Here is a 23132-nt window from a genome sequence, read left to right as displayed (position 1 = left end):
AGGACATACTTTATGAACAAAGTGCAGTTAAATCCGGTGGGCTGGATGAGTCAACTTTCTCAGGTAGAAGTCGCCAAACTACAAGACACCACAAATAGCGAACTGTTTAATGTTTTCAGACGGTGTTGTCTGGCTGTATTGAACAGTGGTGTAGATGAGGATAACTTCGAGCTTTTGTTTGCTCCATATGCCGACTTCGATATCCGCTTAATCCGAAGAGAGAGGGGCGTAAAAATCGAATTGCTCAATCCACCGGAGGTTGCCTTCGTTGACGGCAAGCTGGTAAATGGGGTTCACGAACACATATTTGCCGTACTCCGGGATTTACTGTTCATGGGGAACAAATATGCTTTTGTTCACCAAGAGGCCCCCTGTGAAAGCAACGCGATTACCGATATGGTATTCGACATGCTTCGTCATGCCCAGGCACTGGAAGGCAATGATGAACTCAACACCATTGTATGCTGGGGTGGTCACTCAATAAAACAACACGAGTATAAATATACAAAAGAAGTAGGTTATCAGCTCGGCTTGCGTGAAATGAATATATGTACCGGTTGCGGTCCAGGCGCGATGAAAGGGCCGATGAAAGGCGCTGCAATCGGACATGCAAAACAACGCTATACCCGAGGGCGGTATATTGGTATCTCTGAACCGAGTATTATTGCGGCAGAACCCCCCAACGCTATTGTCAATGAGCTCATTATAATGCCTGACATTGAAAAGCGTCTGGAGGCCTTTGTTCGCTTGGCCCACGGTATCGTAATATTTCCTGGGGGTGTTGGCACTGCAGAAGAATTACTCTATTTGTTGGGGATTTTGATGAACGAGCGCAACGCACAGCAACCTTTCCCTGTTGTGCTTACCGGCCCCGCCGAATCGAAGGCGTACTTTGAGGCTATTGATGACTTTGTCGGCGCCACTTTAGGGAAGGCTGCGCAAGAAAAATATCAAATTATTGTTGACGACCCACCGGAAGTAGCAAGAACGTTGCGGGCAGGGTTGAGTAAAGTGGAAAGCTACCGACGCGCAATGGGTGACGCCTTCAGTTTTAACTGGTCGCTGAAAATTGACGAAGCATTCCAGGTTCCATTCGTCCCAACCCATAACTCCATGGCTTCACTTCCCCTTGTTCAGGATCAACCCGTAAGTGACCTTGCAAAGACACTGCGCCAAGTGTTTTCAGGCATCGTCGCTGGGAACGTCAAAGCTGAAGGCATTGCGGAAATAAAAAAGCACGGGCCTTTTAAATTAAACGGTGAAGCTGCCCTAATGCAGCGCATCGATATGCTACTGGAATCCTTCGTCCGTCAGCAACGGATGAAACTACCGGGCACCGACTACGAACCCTGCTATGTCATTGAGGCACAGCAGGGCAATGGCTCGTAAATGGGGCCAGCAACGAGACAGGGCGGCATCATCGACAATGCAACTTATTAAAGTTTGTTACGATTTTGTCGTTCCTTCGCTTGTCACTTTTAAGGTACACTGTAGACATCAGGTGGAATAAAGTGATGAAGGATGAATAGTAAGGTTGCAAGGCTCATTTTTCTTGGTGTCGGTGCCTATGCATTGTTTGTATTTCTGGTAATGTCTTTTTATCCGGACAAACCCGAAAATATGGACTGGCAGGACAGAGAGGAATACAACAAAGTTCAGATCACCAAGCTTCGCCTGGGTTCAACGCGGGAGGAAGTCCTTGCTCTTCTGGGGTCACCAGATATCACGGAAGCAAAAATGGAATCTGGCACCACTATCCAGGTTATGTTCTATCGTACCCAACATGTCCGGGCTGATGGCTTGACCACACAAGATGAGTGTACGCCACTCCTGTTTGAAAACAATCAGCTTATTGCGTGGGGTGACGGTGCTTATCAGAGTTATCTGAAGTCTTAGAACGCATTATTTGTGACGGACCATATACACGCGCTCCTTTCTTTAGCTGCACAAGCAGAGAATACACTGTTGCAAGATACCAATGCATCAGCCACACATTGCGCTCAGAAAACAGCCAGTGCTTTGCTGCGACAGGGTAGGGAAAACCCCGACTGCCTGCTGGCGTTGTTCTACCTTTCAGGTGACGATCAAAAACGTCCGAGTACAGCATTGCGTCATGCTAGCCTCATGGCCTTTATTGGAATCCTTCAGCAGTACAACGATCATTACCTGCAACATCTCGTTGCGGCGACCTTCTGTGTTACTGCACTCAGGCAAACAGAACGCGCCATGCAGGTACAACGAGCATTCTGGCTACAAAAAAAACTTCGACTTTTTACTGAGCTTAGTCGACTTAGCCGCGTCACTGACCACCATTCCCCTATTGCCTTTTTACGAATTCAAACCCTCACGCTCGAACAGCGCTGGTACATTCTCGTCGTGGCGATTTGCAATAATAAAACACTTGCCATCGTTGACGTATTGAAACGGGCCATACCCCATATTCCAGTGCATCAGAGGCACTGTTTTGCGGCATTAGTAAATTACCCTTTAGACTCCTTGCCTGGTTGCGAGATCATTTATAAAGAGCAACAAGGGGTTTTGATTAATCATCTGTCTCCGGATAGGGCATTAATTTGGTTAGATCAGAAAAGTGAATTTGCAGATGTTTCGCTCTCAAAAACCCAAATTCAACGCCGGGCCATACTTTCTTTCTCCCAGTGGTCTAAGTTATTAAATCAATCCCCAGTATCAGCATTGGCGTTAAAGAACCTTGCCCCGCGAAGTTTTCCAGTGAGTAATTTACCTGCTGATTTGGCGTCTATTGTCACGATGCTACAAGACTCTGCCTTAGATATTAATAAATTAGTTGCGGCACTGAACAAACACCCCTTTCTAGCTGATTTTCTCAAGAAAATGGCCGGGCAGGAAAATCGCTTACGCATTGCTGTGAACGAAGTTAAGCAGGCAGTAATGACATACGGTCTGCAGCGCCTTGCCGACATGTTGGTTCTGCGTGCGTTAACTCAGCGGTTGCAACAAAAAGGTTTTCCTTTACTCGCAACCTGTAACCGAATTAGCGATGTTGGCGCCAGCGTAGCGAGCAGACTGGCTGAAATGAGTCCAACATCAAGTTTAACGCCACAATGTGCAGCACTTCTAGCGACTTTTTCAATAGCACCACTCTATTCATTGCCATCGCTAAAAACCCGGAAAAAATGGCCGGCAGCGACGGGGCCGGCACACCGACTGGATAGCTTTGCCAAAGACAGTAATGACACCATGCAAAAAATGGCGGTTACGCTGGCTGCACAGTGGCGTCAACCCGCTCTTTATCAGAGCATTCTTTCTCACAGCGGATCATCGGCGTCTGACATTCCTGTCAGGATCAAAGCTGATTCAGTGATCGCAGGTTTAAGCTTACAACTTACCAATCGATGGCTTTTCGCTCATTCTCCCCATCCCGATGACGCGCGTTATTACCGTGAATCACTAGGTGTACTGAAAGTATCAGACGCAGACATAACGACCATACAACGCGATATCAGCCCGCTACTTTGGCTTCCTCTAACAGAGTAGCCGCAATGGTTTTATGACGAACATTCACCGTATTTATGTGTAGGTAAAGCCTGAATTCTGTCACAAGGCGGCCGATTGCGGTAAAATGGATACAATCACCGGAACATTCTATCCACTGTGGAATAAGCTTCTAACGTAAAAACACAGACACAGTCCGGTGTTTCGCTAAGTGGGAAACCCCGCCATGCACTTGCAACCTAACGAAGTTTTACGACAAGAATTATCAAAGGATTCCTCAACATGACTCAACAACGCATTACTGTCATTCGCGGCGATGGCATTGGCCCGGATATTATCGATGCAACAACGAAGATACTGGACAAAGTAGGCTGTAACTTCGCGTATGATTATGCAGAGGCAGGCTTGGTAGCGTTAGAGAATCACGGCGAGCTTCTGCCTCAGGAAACGCTTGATCTCATCGCAAAAAACAAAGTGGCCCTGAAGGGCCCGCTTACTACACCAGTAGGAGAAGGTTTTACATCGATTAACGTAAGCCTGAGAAAACAATTTGCGCTGTATGCCAATGTTCGCCCTGTTCTTTCTTTTAAAGGCACGAAAGCTCGCTACGAAGATATCGACATAATCACAGTGCGCGAAAACACCCAAGGCATGTACTCTGGCCTTGGTCAGGTTGTCTCTGAAGACGGTCAGGAAGCAGAAGCAATGAGTAAAATCACCCGCCAAGGTGCAGAACAAATCGTCACATTCGCTTACGAACTCGCTCGCCGGGAAGGACGGAAGAAAGTTACCGCGGTCCATAAAGCCAATATCCTCAAGTCTACTTCGGGGTTATTCCTCAAGGTCGCAAGAGAAGTAGGTGAGCGCTATCCTGACATCGAGTCAACAGAAATGATTGTTGATAACACTTGCATGCAGCTCGTAATGAACCCTCATCAGTTTGACGTTATTGTTACAACCAACCTCTTTGGTGACATTCTTTCCGATCTTTGTGCCGGACTTGTAGGTGGTTTGGGTATGGCTCCAGGCGCGAATATTGGTAAAGATTGTGCTATTTTTGAAGCTGTTCACGGTTCAGCCCCGGATATTGCGGGTAAAAACTTAGCCAACCCGACCTCGGTTATCCTTGCCGCTATTCAAATGCTTGAGTATTTGAACATGGGTGATAAAGCAGAAAAAATTCGCAGTGCACTGAAAGAAGTGATTGAAACTGGTGACCGGACCACAAGGGATCTGGGTGGCCAGGCTGGAACCACTGAATTTACAGAGGCCGTACTAGAGCGTCTGTAACAGGCGTGGTGATCTTGATTCACTAAAAGCGGGCTGTGCCCGCTTTTTTTGTCGGTTTAGCAGCGCTTGCCCACGTACAGCTGTCCAAAAACTGGACTCTTCATTTATCGTCATTTGTTCTAGTCTGTCATTGTACGATTCGTACAAAGGAAATTTAAATTAAGGACGACTTGATATGAACAAAAAAGCGATATTAATTAGCACCCTCACCGCCCTGCTTGCAATGACTCAAACACAGGCATTTGCTGCAGACGCCATTGAGAAAGATCCCCTTGAAGTTGCGGGTATTGCCGCGGAATCCGCCATGGATCTTAATACCATGACGGTGGCACAGTTAATGACTTTACCGGGAATTGGCGAGAGTAAGGCCCGAGCTATCGTGGCTTATCGCGATGAAAAAGGTTACTTTCATGACGTTGAACAATTGACTGAAGTAAAAGGTATTGGTCAAAAGATGCTGGCCAAAATACGCGACAAAGTAAAAGTGGTTAAACACTAAAAAAAGCCCGCTGGATAGCGGGCTTTTTCAGTTCTAATGGGTATAGGTTAACCATTCAAAGAGGCTATGTAAGCCTTAAACTCATCGCCTAATGCCGGGTGTCTTAGCGCATACTCCACATTGGCTTTCATGTAGCCGAGCTTGCTGCCACAATCATGGCTTTTGCCTTTCATGTAGTATGCATCAACCTGCTCAATCTTCATCAATGAATCAATGGCGTCGGTTAACTGAACTTCACCACCTGCCCCTGGAGGGGTAACTTCCAGCAAATCCCAAATTTTTTCTGACAGCACGTAGCGCCCAACGATTGCCAAGTCAGACGGCGCTTCTTCCAATTCAGGCTTTTCTACCATTCGATGAATTTTCGCAGACTCACCGGGTTTGATGTCCACGCCTTCGAGATCGGCAATACCGAATTTAGTAATGTCTTCCTGAGGTACCTGCTCAACCATAACCTGACTCACGCGACTGGTGTTAAATTTGGCCACCATGTCTGCCAGATTGTCTTTTTTAGGATTGCTCGCCACATCGTCAATAATGACATCAGGAAGCACCACGGCAAATGGCGCATCACCCACAAGCGGCTGAGCACACAAAATTGCATGGCCTAATCCCGCTGCATGGCCTTGTCGAACGTGCATGATGGTAACGTCTTTCGGACAAATAGACTGCACTTCTTCCAGCAGCTGGCGTTTAACGCGTTTTTCCAGTGTTGCCTCCAGCTCAAAAGAAGTATCAAAGTGGTTCTCAATGCTGTTTTTACTGGCATGAGTAACCAGTATAATTTCCTTTACACCCGCCGCAACACACTCATTGACCACGTATTGGATGAGAGGCTTGTCTACCAGTGGCAGCATTTCCTTTGGAATTGCCTTAGTAGCAGGTAACATTCTAGTGCCTAGCCCAGCTACGGGAATGACGGCTTTCTTTACTTGACTCATAATTACAAGTGTCCTTTTTTACTGATAGTCCACAACCGATGACAGAGTAATGCAATCCCTATTCCGTCATGTGAGAAAAAACAAAAATCCTGTCGCATGTTGCTAATACTATGGAAAAACTGATTGTTTACCTTAGAAAAAATAAAACCCCTCAATGTCTTCCGTCACTTACACCAATGTTCTCGTTTCCCACGCTATCGCCTTGACTGACGTTTGGAGTGAAAAATTCATAAACAATGGTCTGTAAAAACAGACAAGGCATTGTAACATCTTCACTGCGCACAAAAATAGTGCAAAGCTGCACCGGCATGGCCCCCCACTTTAGTGCAGCGCGGCGTTCATTGCCGGAATGAGTTTTAAAACTGGAACGAATTGTATCCTCAACTCAATGAAGCTTTTGTGACAGCGACACCAGCCTTGCTTGTACGACTGGGGTTGATGCTAAGCTCAATCTGTCAACTTTCCGCATTTGCCCTGTATACCGTGGAGCAATCCCTTGAGGAAATACGTCGACCGCATTTTACCATTGCAGAAATAAAAGCGATTAACCAACCATCGCACTGGTAATGCAAGCAGATTTCGCATTTTCCAGTAAAAGGGCACATATGAACGGCGACTAAGAAGTAATACGTTTCTCGCTTGGTAGTAAAGCCTTATGGGAGCACCGACTTTAAAAACAATGCCTACGACGCGCTTTCGTCCCTCACCTTGTTTATGCGGCATCAGAACATCGAGTAACTTAATAACGTGATAACCCCGCTTCCTGGCTCGCCAACACCACTCGTGATCGACACCGTCTATAAACAGGGATTCATCTTTACCCCCGATATCGTCAAAGCAGCGGGTACTAAGCAACATTCCAGAGGCAATAATCTGCGGCACATCAGCCATATTATGGTTCACAGAAAATGCCTTTTGAATGCGGGGCGTTACTGCCGTGCTTTCAAAGTGACAGAAAACCTGCGGGCCAACAGCGGCGACTCTGCCAAATACACGGTTAGCACGCACCAATCCCTTTGCCAGGTCGGCTAGAAGGGCCAGTGATATTTCACTGTCTTGATCAAAAATATAAACGGCCTCACAGCCCTTATCTTTTAAACTGCGTATGCCGTAATTTTGGGCTGCGGCAATACCTATATTCTGGGGATAATGGAGGTATTCAAACTGAGCAGAAAGCGGTAAGTCGAGCTTATCCGCAGAGTTATCGACCAGAACGACGGGCAAAGCCCTCTCTTTAAGCACGTCAAGAACAGCGGTTAAATGGGGAATATCCGGATGATACAGAATAATTACCACACCCGACTTCACTGTCTGTCACTCCGTTCAAGAATTTTGCGGTCTAATTTGTAAGCCAGCTTAACTAATTTTGCGGGCATTAACCGCATCACCAGGACTCCACATGCGTATAACAAATTCCACAAAGTCATTTTCTTTAACGCGCGCATTGCGTAGAGTCGGGCCCGAAACTCATTCAACGATTTACTCAAGCCCCGGCGCTTATAAAAATCGTTTACCCGTCGGAAATCTAATAACCTGTCTTTTAAATTCCCAAATACCACCCCTTCTTTAGCCAGCTTAATCCAAAGAAAATAGTCTTGGGTGTTCATCAAAGAGTCATCATACCGAAACCCTTTCATGAAAATCTCATAGCGAAAAGCCACGGTAGGATGATTTAAACTACACCGACGTGGCAGCACTTTAAGGATCTGTTTATGGAATGCGGGCATCACTCTGGCGCCCACCTTATCACCAGTCTCATTGATTTCCGTTAACGCCGTGCCCAGTACACTAACCCTATGATGGGTTGAGAGATATTCTATTTGTTTTTCGAGTCTCTCGTTTACGGAAATATCGTCGGCATCCATACGAAAAAAATACTGAAACTTCTTGTCTAAGCCCCACTCAATTGCAAAATTCATACTAGCTGCCAGGCCGGCATTGTAAGTGTTTCTGGCAAGAAAAACGCGCTCATCTCTGTTTGCGAGCTCAAAAAGTATATCCGAAATATGCTTAGACACCTCTCCATCTATGACGATCAGAAATACAAAGTGACCATAAGTTTGCCTGGATATACTATTAACAGCTTGCACTAGCCATTGCGGAACATCATTGTGATACACCGACATGGCAACCAGTGCATTTGTCGTTGCCGAAATGCGGCCTTCATGAATTAATGTGGTTTTTGCTTTGGACAATGCGACCGCCGGAACGCTTCTTCTTTTTTACAGGGCGCAAACATAGCAAAAATATTGCGAAACGTCTGCACGATTTCGTGTTTGAACGACGTCTGCTATGATCGCAAATGGCGGTTGACTCTTCTGATCATCTTCCAAATATTTTGGATTACGTAGCTGTATACCATTAATAAAGCAATGAACCCCCAGAACATAATATATTCTGGTACCTGATAGACCTCTCCGAGAATGCCTACGGCACAGTAACACATGCCGAGAAACAAAATGGCAATAAGTGCCTGGCGGCTCGACAATCCTGCCCGCATAAAAATATTGTGTAGGTGCTTTCTGTCCGGACGAAGAACCGACTGCCCTTTCTTTGCCCGTCTGTACATAATGGCGGCCATGTCCATTAATGGTAAACCAATTAGCCATACCGCAGTAATAGGTCTGAATGCCGCCTGTTGCCCCTGGGTGTGATCAACCAGTAGCCATACGATAGTGAGGCCGACAAACATGCTGCCAGCATCACCCATGAAGATTTTATTTCCTTTAAACCCTTTCCAACTGAGATTAAAGGCGAGAAACGGAACAATTGCCACAACTATAATGAGCGGTTCCATAATGGCTGAACCATTGCCTGTCGCCAGCAGAATACCAACTACAGTCAACAAAACGATGAGACTCATGCCGCCAGCAAGGCCATCGATACCATCAATCATATTGAACGCATTGATGACACCGACTACGCACACTATAGTAAAAAAGTACCCGGCCAGGCCGAGGTGCGTATCACCAAATCCGAATATATTACCCAGGGAAGTAATATAGTTTTGCGCACTCCATGCCATAATAGCAGCAACGCCAAACTGGCACATCAGGCGCCCTTTTGCACTCAGTTGGAATCGGTCATCTAACATGCCAAGCAGTACAATAAATGCAGACGCCGTGAAAAAAAGCGGGTTGTTTTTCATCCAGACATCGGTAGCCACACTGGCCACCAGCACAGCCATAAAAATTGCCACCCCACCAGTCAAAGGCACCATGCCAGCATGACGTTTTCTGCATGAAGGATGATCCACAAGTCCAAACTGATGTGCCAGGGGGGTCATCACCACCAGCAAAATCAGAGCGACAAAAAACGCCGTGAATAACGGGACAATTTGAAGATAATCAAACATACAGACTAATAATCCCTACCTGACGGAGATAGATGCCAACCAAAGAGGCGCAGTGTACTAAGGTGAAAATTGCGGTATTCCATGTTACAACGGATTCCATTATACAAAGCGATAAACCCACCTTGCTGAACAAGGTTATAATAATCGACTGGAAAAAAAATAACTACCATCTGATTAAATAATATAGTGAGAACGGAAAGTGATTTCACCAAGGTTTTCTCTTCTCGCATTCATGCTATTTGATTCACAATAGCGCTAGCCTAATGCATTGTTGCCCTAATAAATCTTGTTTTTTGATTCTTCGCACTGGGTTACTATTATTTTTTAGGCTAGCGTTTTTACAAATAATTTTTTATACAAGTTCACGTGCCAAAACAAAGCAAGAATAATACCAAAAGGCTAATCTTGCGTCGTTGGTCAACTGGTCGTTTGCGAAACAATCGTTTACACTGCGCATCAAGGGGCAGCGCTGCATAAAAATATATCTGTGGTATGCTACGCTCAAGTAAAAAAAAGGAATTGATGAGATATGCGTTTTATCAGTGGCTTAGGAGCCGCGCTAATAACAAGCGTTGTTTCTTTATCGGGGTGTTCATCCGCGCCTTCACCCGTGGTTGCCAACATCCCCCTCGTATCCGGAAATAACATTGAACTGGTAAATTCATCAGTTGTTCCTGTACCACAGGGCGATTTGTCTGCCGGTAGTATGGTGCAAATTGCAGACACTACTTTTCAGGTGGGACAGAGTTATCGATCAGCAACAGGGTTAAACTGTAAACAGTTATTGACGACGGGAAAACATCGAGTGGCTCGTGCAATGTGCCAACGGAATGGTCAATGGCAACTACTTGCCCCCCTTCTCAACCGTAACGAATCCTGAACAAGATGATAAAATTTATGTTTTGTAACCGTTTGACAACAACATTAGCCCTGAGCTTTAGTTTAACTGTCACTTTCTTTGCGGCCAATGCCCAGTCATTATCTGACTTACAACAGCTCAGAGAGCAATCACAACAACAAAATACTGGTGGCGCAATAATGGGGAGTATTTCCAGTCCCTCCGTATCGCCCATGAATGTGCAAACCTCCCGTACACTACCTGGAGCAAGAAACACAGGGCAAGCTTCTGTAGGCCAGTATATTAGTGAACCGCGATCAGGAATAACCTTGCCGGGTGAACCCACTATTGAAGATGTGTTTCCTATGGATGAAGCGCTATCTAATCCGCCTTTTGCAGCCAATCTGTTTATCGGCGGGTTTGAATCGGAGCGCAGTGCTGGGTTAAATGATAATTACCTCATCGCACCTGGCGATAAAATATCCATTTGGATGTGGGGAGCCATTAGTTATTCAGATGTCGTTACCGTTGACAATCAGGGCAATGTGTTCATTCCAAACATTGGCCCTATTAGAGTGGCTAACACACCCGCAGGCTCAGTAAACCAATTGGTAGCGAACAGAATTAAACAGGTTTATACCAACGACGTTAATATCTATGTCAATCTACTGACCGCCACACCTGTATCGGTTTATATTACCGGGCCAGTTATTCGACCAGGTCAGTATGCAGGCCTGGCAAGCGACAGCGTGCTGTATTATCTGAAACGGGCTGGAGGTATCGATTTTAAACGCGGTAGTTTTAGAAAAATAGAAATCAAACGAAATCACCAAGCCGTCACTACCGTAGACCTTTACGACTTTATTCGCCATGGAACCTTACCTGCCTTATCATTTCAGGATGGCGATACCATCGTAGTGCACCCTGTTGGCAACCGCGTTACTGTGACAGAAGGCGCCAGCAATAGCTATACTTTCGAATTTAAAGATGACGAATTAAGAGGTGAAACCCTTCTTGAATATGCACGACCACAAGAGTTTATCAGTCACGTTTCTGTAGCAGGCCTAAGGCAAGGCGAACAATTCGCAGAATACCTGGCACTGCCTTTTTTTAATGATATGACATTAAAAGCCGGCGATCAGGTTAGCTTCGTTAACGATCATCCCCCTATGGTCTATCAAATTAACATTGCCGGTCAACATAACGGTCCTTCGCAGATTATGGTGGACAAGGGCACACGTCTCAAAGACGTCATGGACTACGTGCAAATAGATGAAACACTGTCAGACCCAGACAACGTATTTTTATTGAGAGAAAGTGTTGCCGAAAAGCAACGGGAATTGATCGAGCAATCCCTTCAACGCCTTGAACGCAGTATTTACACGGCTCCTATTAGTTCGACTGGTGAGGGGTCAATTCGGGTTCAGGAGGCTCAGCTTGTGTCTGATTTTATTCAGCGAGCCCGCCAGATTGAACCTCAGGGCAAAGTGATTGTTGCCGAAAAAGGAGAGATTGCTAACGTGCTTCTCGAACCTAACGATACCATTGTTATTCCTGAGGTTTCAGACCTTATCCACGTTGGTGGTGAAGTAATGATGCCGCAAGCCATTGTGTACAATGACGAAGCAACTACGGCAGATTACGTAGCCTGGGCTGGCGGCTTTACCCAACGCGCCGATGACAACCGCATTCTCATTATCCGCAAAAACGGTATCGTTGAATTTGACAGTATTCACAGAAGTTTTTGGGCCGACGGAGAAGGCAAGCTCGACCTACACCCAGGCGATCACGTAGTGGTACTACCGTCTATCGATGTTAAATCGTTGCAGGCAATTAAAGATATTACCCAAATAATCTATCAGATTGCTGTGGCTGCTAACGTAGCAATAGATTAATGGAACGCGCTGTCAAAACTCAACTACACGCATGGCGAAGAGTAATTTTCGCTCTTTTCCTGCGTGAGTTACAAAGTAAATTCAATGATAAACTCGGTCTTGGGTGGGCGTTTGCAGAACCTTTCGTGTTCGTGTTTTTCCTCGCATTTGGAAGGAGTCTGATTACAGACAGCGATGTTCACTCCATTCCTGTATTTTTGTTTATGATGATTGGATTAATGGGGATACAGTCTTTTCTTACGTGCTTAGGCAGCGTACCAAACGCTATAAAGCAAAATAAACCCCTCTACGCTTTCAGGCAGGTACAGCCAATTGCCGCCCTCATTACTGCAGGTTTTATGGAATTTTGCATAAAACTTGGCGTGACGGTACTGATTTTTATTGCGATCTATCTGCTACAAATGGATTTTCAACTCGCCGATCCTCTATTACTCCTCTTCCTTTATCTAACCCTTTGGATATTCGCTATTTCCGTGAGTTTAATTTTCGGCGTACTAAACACTTTTGTTCCCGAAACGGGTAAAATTAAGGGGTTGCTTACCAGACCGCTGTTTTTTATTTCCTGCATATTTTTTAGCCTACAGGATATACCTCCAGAGTATTGGCACTGGTTTACCTGGAACCCTTTAGTTCATTTTATTGAACTGGCCCGCTATGCCTGTTACCCCTCATATGGAAATAAAGGCGTATCAATTAATTTTGTTCTGGAAGTGACTGCCATCACATTTTTCTTTTCTCTTGCTATTTATCACATTTCCTGGAAAAAGGTGCTGGCCAGATGATTAGAATTGAGAACTTAACAAAGAGTTACCCGAGCAAACTTGGGCCACAGTATATCTTTAAGGATCTTAACTTCGACTTCCCTACAGAAAAAAGTGTGGCAATCCTCGGTAAGAATGGCGCGGGTAAATCAACTTTATTTAGAATGCTGGCAAAGAGCGAATACCCCGATAGAGGACGAATAATTACGAACAAATCGATGTCCTGGCCAGTGGCACTTCAAACAGGGATCCATCCGCAAATGACCGGACGAGAAAATACGCGGTTCATCGGACGAATTAATCAGGTATCCTCACTCAAAACTTATGAAGCCAACGTGCAACAGTTTGCAGAAGTTGGCAAACGCTTTGATTTACCTGTGAGAACCTACTCAGCGGGTATGCGTGCAAAACTGGTTTTTGCTTGTTGCATCAACATCAACTTCGATATTTATTTAATTGACGAAGCCACTTCAGTGGGGGATCCGACTTTTCGCCGTAAAGCCAGAGAAGCACTTAAAGAAAAAAGTAAAACCGCCGGCATGATCATGGTCAGTCATGAACTCGACCAAATCCGGGAGTTTTGTACTTCTGCCGTTATTATCGAAAATGGCAAGTTGAACTACTTTGAAAACTTAGAAGAAGGCATCGATGCCTACATGGCAGAGTAACGCAGCAGTGACAATATCAAATTATGAATATATCTAACGTGTTTACCAAACTTAGAAAGAACAAAATCGTCTTTATTGTGGCGCCGTGGCTACTTTACGCTTTTTATCTGGTGGTAATAGCATCACCTCAGTATGAAAGTGTTAGTAAATTAATAATTAAATCTACAGACGGCGGCAGTTCTTTTGATCCCACCAACCTTCTAGTAGGCACGATTGCCAGCAGTGTGTCCGCCAATGACAGTCAAATCATAGAAAGCTATATACAGTCACAAAACATGATGCGACATCTTGAAAATACGGTTGGCTTATCAACACATTTTTCAGGAGACCATGGGGACGTGTTTAGTCGCTTACCGGACGATCACACCCAGGTTGAATTTTACCAGTATTACCTCGACCACGTTACCGTGGAGGTAGATTCTATCTCCAGTGTTATTACGCTCAAAGTCAAAGCCTTCACCGCCGATTTTGCTCAAACTGTTAATCATGCCATTGTTGTTGAAGCTGAACGTTTCCTCAATGAAATCAACAACAATCTGGCAAAAGCAAAAATGGATTTTGCAAAAGGTGAGCATCAGGTTGTAGAAGAAAAACTCAAGGAAGCCAAAAACGCGTTACTCGCGTTTCAATCTACTTATAACGTACTCGACCCCACAGCAGAGGGTGCCGCGTCTCAACAAATCGCTTTTTCCCTGCAAGCAACTCTTGCCCAAAAACGGGCGGAACTCAATACACTGCAGACTATGATGTCACCCACTGCTCCTGAAGTTCAAAACCTCAAAAGACAAATTGGTGCATTGCAAGAACAAGTCGACTTTCAAAAAGAAACATTCAGTAATAAAAAAACCGGTGACGTTCTCTCTGTTACGGAACAGATGGCTCAGTATAGCAACCTGCAAATACAAATGCAGTTGGCTATTCAGGCATTTTCGTCGTCCTTAGTGTCGTTGGAAAATGCCAGAGTCGAGGCATATCAAAAATTACAACATCTGGTCACCATCGAAACGCCAACGCACCCCGATGACAACGCTTATCCTGAAATCATCTACAACCTCGTGTTGTTCGGCGTTATCCTACTTATTATTTACGGCTCTGTGCGCATCATAATTGCCACTATAAAAGAGTTGTAGTACAAAAAACGAGCAGCATTCCCTACCCCGGTTTACTGCTCGATTGTATTCATCGCTATCTGTTGCCACTCCCTTGTGTATCGCACTTTCCTTCGGTATAACAGTAGCCAGAACACTACGGGGTAATGGGGCAGATACACCTGATTGCTCACGTGAAATATCATAACAATCATTAAAAGACGGAACTCTATTGTGACAATAAAAACATCTAACGATACCAGTTTCTTTGGCCATCCAGGGGGCTTGCAGACACTGTTTTTCACAGAAATGTGGGAACGCATGAGCTACTACGGTATGCGCGCGCTTCTGGTCATTTTCATGACCCTGACCATTCAACAACAAGGTCTTGGCTTTGACAAAGAAACCGCTTATGCCATTTATGGCTTGTACACTGGCGCCGTATATTTTATGGGGCTGTCCGGAGGCTGGTTAGCCGACCGCCTGTTTGGCGGACAAAACGCCGTTTGGTATGGCGGTATTATTATTATGAGTGGCCACATTGTATTGGCCATTCCTACCACATCAACTTTTTTCATCGGCCTTATTCTGGTTGTACTTGGCACCGGATTGCTAAAACCAAACATCAGCGCCATGGTGGGGCAACTATACACTGAGCACGATGCCCGTCGAGACAGTGGATATACGCTTTATTATATGGGTATTAACATTGGTTCAATCATCGGGAACTTTGTTTGTGGCTGGCTTGCCGTCAATCAAGGCTATCACTGGGCTTTTGGTGCTGCGGCTATCGGAATGGGAATTGGCTTGATACAGTACCGCATTACTCAACATAAATTGCCTGCACACTCAGCCAAACCCACCGTTGAAATGACACCATCCGGCGTAAAGAAAAGCTGGACTGGTATTACTGTTTTCCTAGTTACACTGGCTGCGGTGACCTACGCCATGACCATGGGTTACCTCGTGATTGATGTCGCTCAAGTCGCTGAATACGTCGCTTACTTGTTTACGGTTATTTTCTTGCTCTATTTTGGCTTTATCTTTTTCTTCGGCAACCTAACCGATAATGAAAAGAAGCGCATGCTGTCATTGTTCCTGATTTGTGTAGCGTCGGCCTGCTTCTTCGCTGGGTTTGAACAAGCGGGTTCCTCGTTGAATGTTTTTGCCAATGAAAATACCGATAGAATGTGGGGCAGTTTTGAAATTCCCTTCGCGTGGTTCCAAAGCTTGAATTCCATTTTCATTATTGCCTTGTCGCCGTTTTTTGCGGTGCTGTGGATCCAGCTTGGTAAGCGTATGCTTGATCCTTCTTACGGTATTAAATGCGGCCTTGGCGTTCTTATTATGGGCAGTGGTTTCATCGTTATGTTTTTCGCTGCAATGTACGCTGCCATTGGCCAACAAGTAGCGCCCTACTGGCTTGTCGCTACGTATTTCCTACACACCGTAGGTGAGTTGTGCCTGAGCCCTGTTGCACTTAGTGCAGTAAGTAAACTTTCTCCTCGTCGATTCTCAGGTCAGCTTATGGGCTTGTTCGTATTAACTTACTCCATAGGTAGTGTTATAGCTGGCGTAATGGCCGGGGCTTTTGGTACCGACGAATCTGGCGACGTGTCTTCGCTATTTAGCAGTATTGCCATCTTTGCAGGAGTCATCGGCGCGCTGGTGCTGGCGTTTTCTCTTATCACCCGAAATTGGGAAAAATTACCCCAGGAAGATGAAAAAGCCATTCAATAACTGTTGTATTTCAAATTTCCTTCGGCGCAGCTACCAAACTGCGCCGAATTGCACTACCATAGCCGGTGTAAACGTTTAACCTTTACGCCGGTTTTTTTGTATATAAGGCAGTTATGGCATTTTACTTATCCACAAGAAACATACCTGGGCTTGAAAAGCTTCCATTAGGTGAGCGTGTTCGGATTCTTGAGCTCGCGACATCTAAGCTGACTGTGCCGGAAAAAACACTGCTCAATGTATTAAAATTACTTGTTATAGTACCGGTCTTTGCGTTGGTAATAAGAACGTTTACGCATTGGCATGCTTTGCTTTGGGTTTTAGTAATTGTGTTGTTCTACCCGCTTATTGTAAAACCCATTCAATACACATTGTGTGCGAAATACGTACCTCAGGTCTTATCGAAGGAGAGACAATGAAAACCGTTTTGGTAACTGGCGGCGCCGGATACATTGGCAGCCATACTGTTTTGCAACTTCTTGAACAGAACTTCTCAGTAGTAGTACTGGATAACTTAGTAAACGCCAGTGCAGAATCATTGAGACGTGTAGAGAATATTACTGGGAAATCCGTTACTTTTGTTCAAGGTGACATCAGGGATACTACCGTGCTAGACAGTGTATTTAGCAAACACTCTATCGACGCAGTCATCCACTTTGCCGGACTAAAAGCGGTAGGTGAATCAGTGGAAAAACCTCTGGAATACTATGAAAACAACGTTTACGGTACACTTACGTTGTGTAAAGCGATGCGCCAGCACGGAGTAAAGAATTTAGTATTCAGTTCATCGGCTACCGTGTACGGCGATCCTGTTTCATTGCCGCTCCACGAAAAAATGGCAACCGGTCAGCCTACCAACCCCTATGGTATGTCAAAGCTCATGGTTGAACATATGCTAACCGATCTTCACAAGTCAGATGATAGTTGGAATATCGTGTTGTTGCGTTATTTCAATCCGGTTGGCGCACATCACTCCGGTCAAATTGGTGAGGATCCCAATGGCATCCCCAACAACCTGATGCCTTATATTTCTCAGGTTGCCACTGGAAAGTTGGCGCAACTTAGCGTATTCGGCGACGACTACGACACACCGGATGGCACTGGCGTCCGCGACTATATTCATGTTGTCGATCTGGCCAACGGACATTTAAAAGCCCTGGACAGACTAGCGCTAAATATGGGACTTGATGTTTACAATCTCGGCACTGGTCAAGGCTACTCAGTACTTGAAATGATAAAAGCCTTTGAGGACGCTTCAGGGCAAACGATTAATTATAAAATTGCCCCGAGAAGAAGTGGTGATGTTGCTGCCTGTTACGCCGACCCAACCCTGGCAGCAAAGGAACTAAACTGGAATGCAGTAAAAACCTTAGAAGATATGTGCAAAGACGTTTGGCATTGGCAATCCAACAACCCCATGGGGTATAACGGCTAAGCAGCTGAACACGTGCAAAGGGCCTTGTCGGCCCTTTTTATTTCGGTTCGTCAGAAGTGTCTATTTCATCTAGCATGGATTCGAACTCTGAGAAATCATCGAGCTCTTCCTCTTCGATAACACTGTCACCACTTTTGCCATCGGTTACACGATATTCCAGATTCTGGAAATACGCATTCTTAACAAAAGCATAATCGTCTATGGCTTGTTCCAACTGTGGTTCCTGATCGATGAGCGCTGCCCGTCCCTCGAGAATGTTCACTGTAAATCTAATCACATTGGTGGTGCCATCCAATATCGCCATAGGATAATAAACGTTATCAACAAATCGACTCCCAAGAGAGCGTGGATCATTCGGTCCAAGCCCTGGGACCATGAGGTATGGTCCGGTTTCAACGCCCCAAGACCCCAGTACTTCACCAAAGTTTTCCCGCTGCTGCTCGATACCAATTTTCCCGGCAACGTCTATCGTCCCTAACAAGCCTACCGTAGAATTAATGACAAATCTGGCCAAGCTGTCGAGGCCTTCGTCAATCTTTCCCTGAAAAAAGTTATTGAACATATTACCTGGCTCTTCCAGATTATTCGCAGCGTTTACCAAACCAGTTCGGGCAAACTGTGGCATAACCGAAACATAACCAATGGTAATAGGGCGCAGGGCATATTGATCCAATACTTCCCAGTTGAAATCCCAAACAACACGGTTAACAGATTCGAACGGATCTTTCGGATCGCCCTGATAAGGGTCGCCCTGAGAAGGGCCTCCACTAGATTGTTCGCTCGCCGACTGTGAGGCACAGCCCGTTAACAGCGCGGTTACCAGTATGAGGCTGGTTGTCAATGTTTTGGACAATATGTTCAAAGCACTTCCTTATTTATGGTAATTGAATATTGACGAACTTCGCCCGGGTCAACCGGTACCGAAATCACGCCTTGGAGATCGCCCGCAGCAGGCATGACGTTTTCGTCAGACGAAACGCGCGCCGTCAACTTAGCTTGAGTAAGTGTGGACAACGTGAACTCAGGCATCATGGCATTATCGTTCGTCAGAGTTAAAGTAACAGGAAATTTTTGTAACGGAATTTTTACCACGGCGGCTGGCATTCTGTTCTGGCTGTTGCCATCTTGCGCGTAAACAATGAGATACCCGTCGCCCGGAAGTTTATCACTAACAGCATCGTCGATACTGACCGTTATCTCAAAGCCTGTGGAGACAATCGCGTGTTCTGCTTCAGATACCGCTTTTTTTTGCTGAGCAAGGGCATTTATTCGTTGCTCCAGTCCTATTCGGGTATCATTTTCTGGTGATAACTTATCTTTAACCTGCTCGAAATACCGCGTTGTATTTGCCAAATCCCCCAACCTTGCTGATACCACAGCCATCATTAACGCAAGATTGTCGTTGTTCGGATTGATGGCCAATAAGCCTTGCAATACAGACTGGGCCTTTGTCATTTGAGCAACCTCATTTGTTACCATGAGCGTTTGCGCGTAAGTAATTCTTATTGTGGTATCGTCAGGGTTCAGTGCTAGGGCTTTCTCTATTGCCTGTATAGCTTGCTCGTCCTGCCCCACAGACAGCCAAAGACGGGCCAAAAACATCCATCCTGTGGCATCGTCAGGGTTACTGCGCAAACGCGCTCGAATAGCATAGGTGAGATCAGTGATATCTTTGTTTGTAAATGCAGCGGCCTCTCCGGAAGAGAGTTTTTCACTCAAGGCAGGTAATGATTCGATTGCCTGTTCAGCCCCTTTAACCTGTTCAATATGATTTACCTTGGCATACACAGTTACCGCCGCGATGACAGCCAGTCCGCCCCCAGCGATAAGAGGTAAATACGCTTTTTGAGCGGTGTTGTGTTGACGCTTCTGTACCTCGTCCAGCAACGCGAGCTTGAGTTCTTCGCTGGCCGCTTTCTGGTCACTGTCGCTAATTATCCCTTCCTTAGCCTCTCGCGCTATTTCATCAAGTCTTTGCCTGATAATTTGCGTATTAGTCAGTACGTCTCTGGCCCGAACTGAACGCCTTCGCAACCAAGGTAAAGCCACTAAAAAAATAACCAGGGTGAGTAACCCTGATACACTTATAACAAACCCTTCCCAGCTCATAAATCATCCTGCTTGAGCAGTGCTTCTGCTTCTTTTAGTTTTTCTTCGCGATTTTCTACCTCTATTTTCCTGGGTTTCCTGAAAAGATACACGGCAACAAAACCAATAAATAGAACAGGTAGAGCCCACAACCACAGCGTTGCGGCGTTCAGAGGAGGCCGGTAATACACAAAGTCTCCATAACGCGCTTTCATGTAGTCAATCACTTCTTGCTCACTTTTTCCCTCTTTTAGCAAGGCGTACACCTTTCTGCGCATATCGTGAGCAATCATGGCATCAGAGTCTGCGATATTCTGATTTTGGCACATCGGACATCGCAACGACGCAGTGAGCTCCAGAAACATCGCGCGCTGAGCAGGCTCATCAAAGGAAAAGTTATCTTCGACGCAAAATACCGGCAATATAAAAAAACACAGCCCCACCAAGAGTACGCCCCGTATTTTCTGTATTGTCATCTCACGACCCTTCCTCTTTCTCTTTGAGAAGTGCGCGATAACGAGGCCCGATTTTACTCTCCCAAACCCGTTGATTAATATCTCCAATATGATGCATACGAACTACGCCCCGATGGTCAATAAGAAAGTGTTCCGGTGCCCCGGTTACGCCCAAATCTAACGATGTATCCCGGTAAACATCAAAAATATTGTATTGATAGGGATTGCCATATCTACTCAGCATATCCGTGACTTCCTGTTGCACTCGGGTTAGCGTTTTGGTACCAAAGTCCGGGTCTAAATCCTGATCAAAGTACAAGCCAACAAACCGCACCCCTTGCTCCTGACGCAAAGTTGTCAAATAAGGCATCTCAACAGCGCAGGTAACACACCACACGCCCCACACATTTAGTATTGTCACTTCTCCTTTGAGATCATCTGGCGTATATGTTGTGTTTGGTGCCATTAAGTCGGGTAGCGAAAACGCTGGCAAAGGCTTCCCGTCTGCTTGAGAATCCATTTGCCTGGGATTAGAGAACAACCCCAGATAGAGAAAAATGACCAATACTAAAAAAACCGATACCGGAATAAGAAACAACCATGTCTTTTTCATATACACCCTTAACTTTCTGCTTTAACAAGGGGATTAACCATTTTCTTCACGCTGTTAAATTTGACCATTCTGTAACGCTTATCGGACAACGAGCACAGCCCGCCCAAAGCCATAATTGCCGCGCCGCCCCAAATCCAGATGACAAAGGGTTTGATATACACTCGCACTGCCCATGCCCCGCCATCTAAAGGCTCTCCCAGTGCAATAAATAGATCCCGAAAAACGGTGGAATGTATACCCGCTTCCGTCATTGGCATTCGCTGCACGGTATACATGCGCTTTTCAGGTTCAAGGTGGACGATTTTTTCACCGTGCTCGTACACATCGAACACACCAACATCGGCGTTATAATTTGGCCCTTCAAAAGGTTTCACCCCCGTGAAATGAAAAGTATACCCACCCAGGTCAACACGCTCACCGGGAGCCATACGAATATCTCGCTCCAATTCATAATTGGACACCAACGTAATACCGATAAGGGTAACAGCAAAGCCAAGATGACCTAGTACCATTCCCCAGTGGCTGGGTGTAAGCCGGGACAGCTTTGTTAAAACACTGGCATCGGACAGCGCTTCTATTCGCTGCATCACTTCCTGCAGGGTGGTTATCAGAACCCACGCTGCAAGTATCAGGCCGAGTGCGGCCATATAGGCAGGTTCGTCGTAGCTAAAATTAATCAGCACGCCAGCCGAAATACTCAGACCCAGAGCCAGCCAGAATTGTCTGCTCATTGCCGCTGCCGATTGTTGTTTCCAGCGCGTCAGCGGACCAATGCCCAACAAAAAAACAAAGGGCACAATTAAGAGTGTGAACATCTGATTGAAAAATGGCGCACCGATGGAAATAGAACCGAGGCCTAGTTCTTTGTGTACTAAAGGTAACAGTGTGCCCAACAAAACCACAATAGTGGCAGCACATAAGAAGACATTATTGCCGATCAACAGCACTTCCCTTGAAAACGTGCTGTAACGTCCTGGCGATCTCAATTCGGATGCGCGAAATGCATATAACAACAATGCCGCCCCGGAGAGTACCACCAAAATACCAAGAATGAACAACCCCCTGGACGGGTCACTGGCAAAAGAATGTACCGACACGATTACGCCGGAACGCACCAGGAAGGTCCCGAGGAGACTTAACGAAAACGCAGCAATTGCCAATAGCACTGTCCACGACTTAAACACTTTCCGCTTCTCCGTAACCGCCAGCGAGTGAATGAGCGCTGTACCCACTAACCAGGGCATGAAAGAGGCGTTTTCGACCGGATCCCAAAACCACCAACCTCCCCAGCCCAATTCATAGTAGGCCCACCAACTTCCCAATGCTATACCTAATGTAAGGAACGCCCAAGCTGCGATAACCCATGGACGAGACCACCGCGCCCACGTTGAATCAAGTTGTCCCGAAATTAACGCCGAAACCGCAAAAGCAAAAGCCACAGAAAACCCTACGTACCCCATGTACAGCATGGGGGGATGAATAATCATGCCAAAATCTTGTAACAACGGGTTGAGATCTCTGCCATCTACCGGGAAAAACGGTAGCATGGTGTCGAAAGGGTTAGAGGTCAACAACATGAACAAGTAAAATCCGATGGCGATTACCCCTAAAACAGATAACACTCTTGCTACCATTTCATCAGGGATCCCTTTACTAAACAAAGCCACGGAAGCTGTCCATACCGACAGCATCAGTACCCAAAGTAAAAACGACCCTTCGTGGCCCCCCCACACAGCGGTCACTTTGTAATAATCGGGTAGCTTGCTGTTTGAATGCTGCGCCACATAAACCACACTGAAATCGTCAGTCAAAAACGCGTAGGTCAGTGCGATGAATGCGATGAGTGTGAACAAGAACATACCACTAGCCAGTGGCTTGGCCGTTCCCATGAGGAGGCGATGATTGATATGCGCGCCCCACATGGGGTAAACAGCCAGCAAAATAGCGCAAAGTAACGCGAGTGTCAGAGAAACATTACCCAACTCTGGTACCATA

22 protein-coding genes are annotated in these 23132 nt (G+C 45.8%); 13 read left to right on the top strand and 9 right to left on the bottom strand.

Translation table 11 applies throughout. The annotated features are described in order from the left end of the window. Nucleotides 1-12: 12 nt before the first annotated feature. From ppnN to KO518_RS09775, 5 genes are all read left to right on the top strand, one after another. Nucleotides 13-1389, top strand: coding sequence for a nucleotide 5'-monophosphate nucleosidase PpnN (ppnN, locus tag KO518_RS09795; protein ID WP_216025672.1), 1377 nt, complete (start codon nucleotides 13-15; stop codon nucleotides 1387-1389). A gap of 132 nt (nucleotides 1390-1521) precedes the next feature. Next, complete coding sequence (locus tag KO518_RS09790; protein WP_216025671.1) at nucleotides 1522-1896, top strand: DUF3192 domain-containing protein; 375 nt, start codon at nucleotides 1522-1524, stop codon at nucleotides 1894-1896. Between the two features lie 12 nt (nucleotides 1897-1908). Further along, a complete protein-coding gene (locus tag KO518_RS09785; RefSeq protein ID WP_216025670.1) occupies nucleotides 1909-3516 on the top strand; it encodes a hypothetical protein in 1608 nt (535 codons plus the stop codon). 240 nt (nucleotides 3517-3756) lie between these two features. Next, nucleotides 3757-4764: an isocitrate dehydrogenase gene (locus tag KO518_RS09780; protein ID WP_216025669.1), complete on the top strand. Its 1008-nt coding sequence runs from the start codon at nucleotides 3757-3759 to the stop codon at nucleotides 4762-4764. Nucleotides 4765-4939: 175 nt separating this feature from the next. Next, nucleotides 4940-5263 (top strand): helix-hairpin-helix domain-containing protein, encoded by a 324-nt coding sequence (locus KO518_RS09775; RefSeq protein ID WP_252736089.1) that lies wholly within the window; start codon nucleotides 4940-4942, stop codon nucleotides 5261-5263. A 47-nt stretch (nucleotides 5264-5310) separates the two neighbouring features. Here KO518_RS09775 and galU read toward each other — a convergent pair whose 3' ends face one another. The 4 genes from galU to wecA form a co-directional block, all read right to left on the bottom strand. Then, entirely contained in the window at nucleotides 5311-6204 is an 894-nt protein-coding gene (gene galU, locus KO518_RS09770) for a UTP--glucose-1-phosphate uridylyltransferase GalU (protein ID WP_216025668.1), read from the bottom strand. A gap of 447 nt (nucleotides 6205-6651) precedes the next feature. Then, a complete protein-coding gene (locus KO518_RS09765) occupies nucleotides 6652-7512 on the bottom strand; it encodes a glycosyltransferase family 2 protein (RefSeq protein WP_216025667.1) in 861 nt (286 codons plus the stop codon). After that, nucleotides 7509-8399: a glycosyltransferase gene (locus tag KO518_RS09760; protein WP_371742292.1), complete on the bottom strand. Its 891-nt coding sequence runs from the start codon at nucleotides 8397-8399 to the stop codon at nucleotides 7509-7511. The genes KO518_RS09765 and KO518_RS09760 overlap by 4 nt, the downstream gene beginning before the upstream one ends. Before the next feature lie 95 nt (nucleotides 8400-8494). Then, nucleotides 8495-9559 carry a UDP-N-acetylglucosamine--undecaprenyl-phosphate N-acetylglucosaminephosphotransferase gene (wecA, locus tag KO518_RS09755; protein WP_216025666.1) on the bottom strand — a complete coding sequence of 355 codons (1065 nt, stop codon included), beginning with the start codon at nucleotides 9557-9559 and terminating at the stop codon, nucleotides 8495-8497. 529 nt (nucleotides 9560-10088) lie between these two features. On the opposite strand from wecA, the gene KO518_RS09750 reads away from it, so the two are divergent. The 8 genes from KO518_RS09750 to galE all read left to right on the top strand — a co-directional run bounded on the left by KO518_RS09750 (nucleotide 10089) and on the right by galE (nucleotide 17981). Beyond that, nucleotides 10089-10439, top strand: a complete 351-nt coding sequence (locus KO518_RS09750) for a hypothetical protein (protein ID WP_216025665.1) — start codon at nucleotides 10089-10091, stop codon at nucleotides 10437-10439. A gap of 17 nt (nucleotides 10440-10456) precedes the next feature. Next, the gene (locus KO518_RS09745) at nucleotides 10457-12292 is read left to right on the top strand and encodes a polysaccharide biosynthesis/export family protein (RefSeq protein WP_216025664.1); all 1836 of its coding nucleotides are present in this window, start codon (nucleotides 10457-10459) and stop codon (nucleotides 12290-12292) included. Then, nucleotides 12292-13074, top strand: a complete 783-nt coding sequence (locus KO518_RS09740; protein WP_216025663.1) for an ABC transporter permease — start codon at nucleotides 12292-12294, stop codon at nucleotides 13072-13074. Before KO518_RS09745 ends, KO518_RS09740 begins: the two co-directional genes overlap by 1 nt. Further along, entirely contained in the window at nucleotides 13071-13721 is a 651-nt protein-coding gene (locus KO518_RS09735) for an ABC transporter ATP-binding protein (RefSeq protein WP_216025662.1), read from the top strand. Before KO518_RS09740 ends, KO518_RS09735 begins: the two co-directional genes overlap by 4 nt. 23 nt (nucleotides 13722-13744) lie before the next feature. Further along, nucleotides 13745-14851, top strand: a complete 1107-nt coding sequence (locus KO518_RS09730; protein ID WP_216025661.1) for a capsule biosynthesis protein — start codon at nucleotides 13745-13747, stop codon at nucleotides 14849-14851. Between the two features lie 198 nt (nucleotides 14852-15049). Next, nucleotides 15050-16549 carry a peptide MFS transporter gene (locus KO518_RS09725; protein WP_216026860.1) on the top strand — a complete coding sequence of 500 codons (1500 nt, stop codon included), beginning with the start codon at nucleotides 15050-15052 and terminating at the stop codon, nucleotides 16547-16549. A 113-nt stretch (nucleotides 16550-16662) separates the two neighbouring features. Next, nucleotides 16663-16965 carry a DUF6170 family protein gene (locus tag KO518_RS19935; protein ID WP_252736088.1) on the top strand — a complete coding sequence of 101 codons (303 nt, stop codon included), beginning with the start codon at nucleotides 16663-16665 and terminating at the stop codon, nucleotides 16963-16965. Next, nucleotides 16962-17981, top strand: coding sequence for a UDP-glucose 4-epimerase GalE (galE, locus tag KO518_RS09720; RefSeq protein ID WP_216025660.1), 1020 nt, complete (start codon nucleotides 16962-16964; stop codon nucleotides 17979-17981). Before KO518_RS19935 ends, galE begins: the two co-directional genes overlap by 4 nt. 37 nt (nucleotides 17982-18018) lie before the next feature. On the opposite strand, the gene KO518_RS09715 is transcribed toward galE, so the two are convergent. Genes KO518_RS09715 through KO518_RS09695 form a run of 5 tightly spaced genes read right to left on the bottom strand, consistent with a single transcriptional unit; the run spans nucleotide 18019 to nucleotide 23131 of the window. After that, complete coding sequence (locus KO518_RS09715) at nucleotides 18019-18834, bottom strand: VacJ family lipoprotein (RefSeq protein ID WP_371742342.1); 816 nt, start codon at nucleotides 18832-18834, stop codon at nucleotides 18019-18021. A gap of 5 nt (nucleotides 18835-18839) precedes the next feature. Further along, the gene (gene ccmI, locus KO518_RS09710; RefSeq protein WP_216025658.1) at nucleotides 18840-20090 is read right to left on the bottom strand and encodes a c-type cytochrome biogenesis protein CcmI; all 1251 of its coding nucleotides are present in this window, start codon (nucleotides 20088-20090) and stop codon (nucleotides 18840-18842) included. Beyond that, nucleotides 20087-20545 carry a cytochrome c-type biogenesis protein gene (locus tag KO518_RS09705; protein WP_216025657.1) on the bottom strand — a complete coding sequence of 153 codons (459 nt, stop codon included), beginning with the start codon at nucleotides 20543-20545 and terminating at the stop codon, nucleotides 20087-20089. Before KO518_RS09705 ends, ccmI begins: the two co-directional genes overlap by 4 nt. 1 nt (nucleotide 20546) lies before the next feature. Then, nucleotides 20547-21137 carry a redoxin family protein gene (locus KO518_RS09700; RefSeq protein ID WP_216025656.1) on the bottom strand — a complete coding sequence of 197 codons (591 nt, stop codon included), beginning with the start codon at nucleotides 21135-21137 and terminating at the stop codon, nucleotides 20547-20549. 8 nt (nucleotides 21138-21145) lie between these two features. Then, a complete protein-coding gene (locus KO518_RS09695; RefSeq protein WP_216025655.1) occupies nucleotides 21146-23131 on the bottom strand; it encodes a heme lyase CcmF/NrfE family subunit in 1986 nt (661 codons plus the stop codon). Between the last annotated feature and the right edge of the window lies 1 nt (nucleotide 23132).

Source organism: Aestuariibacter sp. A3R04 (genome assembly GCF_018860805.1).
Lineage (GTDB): Bacteria > Pseudomonadota > Gammaproteobacteria > Enterobacterales > Alteromonadaceae > Alteromonas.
Note: the sequence above shows the minus strand (reverse complement) of the source record. Positions and strands in the feature narration are given on the sequence as shown.